Source organism: uncultured Salinisphaera sp. (assembly GCF_964012375.1).
Taxonomy (GTDB): Bacteria; Pseudomonadota; Gammaproteobacteria; order Nevskiales; family Salinisphaeraceae; genus Salinisphaera.
In genome coordinates, this window is record NZ_CAXGSH010000150.1 from 1 (window position 1) to 4,966 (window position 4,966).

Genomic DNA, 4,966 nt, shown 5'->3' on the forward strand with positions numbered 1-4,966 from the left:
CTTGAGGGACGGGATTACCTGAATTTCTGCAGCAACGACTATCTGGGGCTGGCCGCAGAGCCGGCATTGGCGCAGCGAATGGCCCGTGCCGGCGAACGCCTGGGCACCGGCAGCGCCGCCTCCCAGTTGGTGACCGGCCACAACGTCGAGCACGCAGCGCTGGAAGCCGAACTGGCCGATTGGGTCGGGCGCGAACGCGCGCTCGTATTCTCGACCGGCTACGCGGCGAATGTGGGCGTGGTCAGTGCGCTGATGACAGGCGGCGACCATATCGTCGCCGATGCGCTCAATCATGCCTCGTTGATCGACGGCGCCCGGCTATCGGGCGCCTCCAAGCATGTCTATCGCCACGCCGATGCCGTGGACGCCGCCGACAAGCTCGCCGCCTGCGATAGCGGCAATCGTATGCTGCTCACCGACAGCGTGTTTTCAATGGACGGCGACACCGCGCCGCTGTGTGCGCTGGCCGAACTGGCCGCGGTGCACGGCGCCTGGCTGACGGTCGACGATGCCCACGGCCTGGGTGTTTTCGGTGCCCAGGGCGCCGGGCGGGTTGCCGAGGCCGGGCTGGGCAGCGATCGCGTGCCGCTGCTGCTGGCAACCCTGGGCAAGTCGGTGGGCGCGGCCGGCGCCTTCGTGGCCGGGGACGATGACGTGATTGAAGCGATTCTGCAAAGCGCGCGTTCGCTGATCTTTTCGACCGCGCCGCCGCCGGCGCTCGCTGCTGCCGCACGCGAAGGCGTGGCGCTGGCGCGGGCGGGCGACGCGCGGCGTAGCCATCTCATGGCTTTGATCGAGCGCTTTCGGCGCGGCGCGCTTGAGCTTGGGCTGCCGGTCGAACCGTCGGACAGCCCCATTCAGCCGCTGATGCTGGGTGACGAAGCCCAGGCCCTGGCGGTCAGCGATGCACTGCTGGCGCGGGGCTTTCTGGTCGGTGCGATTCGTCCACCGACCGTGGCGCCCGGCACGTCGCGGCTGCGTATCACCCTGACCGCGGGCCACGACGAAACACAGGTCGATGCCTTGCTGGCCGCGCTCGCGGCGGTGCGGCCCGCAGCCGATAGCCGGCGCAGCGCATGAGCCTGCATGTACAAAGCGTGGGTACGCAGGGCCCCGATATTGTCTTTCTGCACGGCTGGGGGCTGTCGTCGCGTATCTGGGAATCGCTGGCAGGGCGGCTCAAGAGCCGTTTTCGTTGTCATCTGGTGGATTTGCCCGGTCACGGCGAAAGCGCGGTGGGCCCGGCCGGGCTCAACAACTGGGTCGACGCCGTAATGGAACAGATCGACCGGCCTGCGGTTTTCGTGGGCTGGTCGCTGGGCGGCCTCGTCGCCATGGGGGCCGCGCGTCGCCACCCCGAACGCGTCCAGGGGCTGGTACTGGTGGCCACCCTGGCACGCTTCATTCGTGAGCCGGGCAACGACTACGGCATGAAGCAAAGTGCCATCGAAGCCACCCGCCGCGGGCTCAGCGAGGATTTTTCGACCACGTTGAGCGAGTTCTTGATGCAGCAGGTGCTGGGCGAGCCGGGGGCGGCACGCGCGGTGCGCAGTCTGCGCAACGATCTCATGGACCAGCCGCCGGCACAGGCCGCACTTGAGCGCGGCCTGGATATTCTCTTCGAGGCCGATTTCCGCGATGCGCTGGCCGCTATCGATGCGCCTGCGCTGGTGATCGCCGGCGCGCGTGATCGCATGGCCCATCCCGACGGCATGGCTGCCATGGCCGATGCCATGCCGAACGCACGGTTCTGGCGGGTGCAGCGCGCCGCGCATGCGCCGTTCATCTCGCACGAAAAACCGTTTGCCGAGCGGCTGTCTGCGTTTGTCGATGCCTGCATTGACGGCGAGAAGGCGGAATGACGGCACAAACGTTGTTCGTGACCGGCACCGATACCGGTATCGGCAAGACGCGTGTCGCGGTCGCCCTGCTGCACGGGCTGCGGGCCGCGGGTTTCTCGGCGGTGGGCTACAAGCCGGTGGCCAGCGGCTGTGAAGCCACGGCCGCGGGATTGCGCAACGAGGACGCGCTGGCGCTACAGGCCGCGAGCACGCCGGGCTGGGGCTACGACGCCATCAATCCGATCGCGCTCGCCGAGCCCATTGCTCCACATATCGCCGCGGCCGATGCCGGGGTGATGATCGATAACGACGTACTGGACGACGGCCACGCGCGTCTGGCGGCGGCCAGCGACTGGGTGGTGGTCGAAGGCGCGGGCGGCTGGCACGTGCCGCTGGGCGCGCATACCGATTTCGCCGAATGGGTGAGCGGCCACCGCTGGCCGACGCTTCTGGTGGTTGGCATGCGCCTGGGGTGCGTCAATCATGCCGTGCTCAGCGCCCGTGCGATCGGCGCCGCTACGCCGCTGGTGGGCTGGGTCGCGAATACGTTGCCGCCGATTCAGCCTCGCCTCGAAGAAAACATCGCCTGCCTGGAACAGGCGATCACCGCGCCGCTTTGCGCGCGCGTGGCCTGCGATCCGCGCGCTGATCTGGCGCTGAATCCCTTGCCGTGGCTCGTGCGTATGAGAGAGCGTGAATAAAGGCTGAATCGTTTGCCAGCACAATAGCGCTTCGCATAAACTCTCGGCCGGAGGACACGGCGGGATGTCGAGTCGATACGAAACCAACGAACCCATGCGCCGGTTGGTCATCGCCCCGAACGGGTCGCTGTCGGTCGCGCAGGCTCAATGGTTTTTTATCGGCATGTGTAGCGTGTCATTCGGTATCGCGGCCTTCATGACAGTGTTCGGTTTATGGTTGATATGGCCGTTCGCCGGGCTGGAGATGGCCGCGCTTGGGGCGGGTCTTTACCTGAGTTTGCGCGACAATGGTTACCGCGAGGTCATATCGGTATTCGAGGATCGTATCGAGGTCGAAGCTGGCCTGAACGAACCCGAGCGGCGCTGGGAGTTCCCGCGCCTGCTGACCCAAGTCCGGCTGAGTCCGGGTGTGTATCGGAACAGTCCGTCACGCTTGCTGTTAACCCGTCATGGCCACGGCTGTGAGCTGGGTCGCTGCCTGAGCGAGGAAGAACGGGAGAAGGTTGCCCAGAGGCTCAAGTCGTGGGTGACCGCGCCGCAGCTGTCGTCATCGCGCGACGACCGCCGGCAACGTGTTTTATAGAGAGCGATTATGAATAAAATCAGCATTCTGTCTCGATCGGGCCTGGTCGCGCTGGGGGCGTTGGCCATGTCGCCGGCGCATGCGGCGTGGACGCTCAACATGAACGAGGGCGTGACCGACCTGACGAGCAAGGTCTTTGGCCTGCACATGCTGATTTTCTGGATCTGCGTGGTCATCGGCATCGGCGTATTCGGCGTGATGCTCTATTCGGTGATCGTGCATCGCAAGTCGCGCGGCTTCGAGGCATCGCATTTCCACGAGTCGACGGTGGTGGAAATCGCCTGGACCGTCGTGCCGTTCATCATTCTCATCGCGGTCGCGATCCCGGCCGCCGGGACGCTGCTTCAGATCGAGGATTCCAGCAATCCCGACATGACGATTCGTGTGACCGGCCATCAGTGGCTGTGGGAATACGATTACGTCGATGCCAACGTGCATTTCTTCAGCCGTCTCGACCGTGATAGCGACAACGCGCGCCGTCTCAACTCCGGTATCGACCCGAACACGGTCGACAACTACCTTCGCAACGTCGACAACCCGATGGTGGTGCCGGTCGATACCAAGGTGCGCCTGCTGCTGACCGCGAGCGACGTCATCCACTCCTGGTGGGTGCCGGAGCTCGGTGGCAAGAAGGACGCCATCCCCGGCTATATCAACGATATGTGGTTCCAGGCCAACAAGCCGGGCGTCTACCGCGGTCAGTGCGCCGAGCTGTGTGGCCGTGGCCATGCCTTCATGCCGATCGTGGTGAAGGTGGTATCGCAGAGCGATTACGATGCCTGGGTACGTGAACAGGGCGGCAACCCGAATTCCGATTCCGAACTTGCCACCGGTCAGCCGAGCACGAACGAAGCCAACGCCCAGGCACAGACTTCGGCCGACGAAAGTGCGACCGCCGGCAATGCGACCGAAGCGCGGACCGAGGACGGCAGCACCAACGATCCGCAGGCCGCCGAAGAGAGCATCGTCGGCACCGGCGAATCCGATAACGAAGGTGCCGACGACGCCGAAGCACGCGAGGCCGAAGCGTCCGACGACCGTGGTTCGCCGAAGGTGCCGGACCCGGATCAGGAGGACCAGTCGTCGGCCAGCGATAGCGAACAGCAGGATGGCTCGGCCGCCGCGGGCGACGAAATGTCGCGCGATGCGCTCATGAGCCAGGGCAAGGAAGTCTACGGCAACCTGTGTGCCGCCTGTCATCAGCCGGACGGCAGCGGCATGCCCGCGGCCGGTTTTCCGGCGATGAAGGGCAGTGCGGTCGCGACCGGCGATGTCGGCAAGCACATTAGTCAGATTCTCAATGGCAAGGGCGCGATGCCGCCGTACAAGGGCACGCTCGACGACAAGCAGATAGCAGCGGTTGTGACGTATGAGCGCAACGCATTTGGTAACGATACCGGCGACGTGGTGCAGCCTTCCCAGGTTGCGGCGCAGCGATAAGTAGACCGCCCGCACGGCGGTTCAGGAGTTTGCGATGAGCACTGTCAATCCGACTGATACCCACCACGATCATCACGATCACCACCACGGTCCGGTTACCCTGGCCGACGGCGTGTGGCCCTGGATGAAGCGCTGGATCGGTACGACCAACCACAAGGATCTGGGTACGCTGTACCTGATCTTTTCGTTCACGATGCTGTTTATCGGCGGCCTGATGTCGCTGGTGATTCGTGCCGAGTTGTTCGCGCCGGGCATTCAGTTCGTCGATCCCGGTTTCTACAACGAGATGATCACCCTACACGCGCTGGTGATGATCTTCGGCGGCGTCATGCCTGCCTTCGTGGGGCTGGCCAACTGGATGGTGCCGATGATGATCGGCTGCTCCGATCTGGCGCTGCCGC

The 4,966-nt window shown here is 64.9% G+C and carries 6 protein-coding genes; all 6 read left to right on the plus strand.

Going from position 1 to position 4,966, the window contains the following annotated elements:
* The coding region (bioF, locus tag ABNU97_RS17090; RefSeq protein ID WP_348767870.1) for an 8-amino-7-oxononanoate synthase at positions 1 to 1,080 on the plus strand (1,080 nt) is incomplete at its 5' end.
* Positions 1,077 to 1,862 carry a pimeloyl-ACP methyl ester esterase BioH gene (gene bioH, locus ABNU97_RS17095; protein WP_348767871.1) on the plus strand — a complete coding sequence of 262 codons (786 nt, stop codon included), beginning with the start codon at positions 1,077 to 1,079 and terminating at the stop codon, positions 1,860 to 1,862. The genes bioF and bioH, both read left to right, overlap by 4 nt.
* A complete protein-coding gene (bioD, locus tag ABNU97_RS17100; protein ID WP_348767872.1) occupies positions 1,859 to 2,542 on the plus strand; it encodes a dethiobiotin synthase in 684 nt (227 codons plus the stop codon). The genes bioH and bioD overlap by 4 nt, the downstream gene beginning before the upstream one ends.
* A 94-nt stretch (positions 2,543 to 2,636) precedes the next feature.
* Complete coding sequence (locus ABNU97_RS17105; RefSeq protein WP_348767873.1) at positions 2,637 to 3,125, plus strand: DUF2244 domain-containing protein; 489 nt, start codon at positions 2,637 to 2,639, stop codon at positions 3,123 to 3,125.
* Between the two features lie 9 nt (positions 3,126 to 3,134).
* Positions 3,135 to 4,565, plus strand: a complete 1,431-nt coding sequence (coxB, locus tag ABNU97_RS17110) for a cytochrome c oxidase subunit II (protein WP_348767874.1) — start codon at positions 3,135 to 3,137, stop codon at positions 4,563 to 4,565.
* 34 nt (positions 4,566 to 4,599) lie between these two features.
* The coding region (locus ABNU97_RS17115; RefSeq protein ID WP_348767875.1) for a cbb3-type cytochrome c oxidase subunit I at positions 4,600 to 4,966 on the plus strand (367 nt) is incomplete at its 3' end.

What these genes read in the sequence shown, in the direction of transcription:
- bioH (WP_348767871.1), top strand. Translation starts at nt 1,077, where the DNA reads ATGAGCCTGCATGTACAAAGCGTGGGTACGCAGGGCCCCGATATTGTC.
- bioD (WP_348767872.1), top strand. Translation starts at nt 1,859, where the DNA reads ATGACGGCACAAACGTTGTTCGTGACCGGCACCGATACCGGTATCGGC.
- ABNU97_RS17105 (WP_348767873.1), top strand. Translation starts at nt 2,637, where the DNA reads ATGCGCCGGTTGGTCATCGCCCCGAACGGGTCGCTGTCGGTCGCGCAG.
- coxB (WP_348767874.1), top strand. Translation starts at nt 3,135, where the DNA reads ATGAATAAAATCAGCATTCTGTCTCGATCGGGCCTGGTCGCGCTGGGG.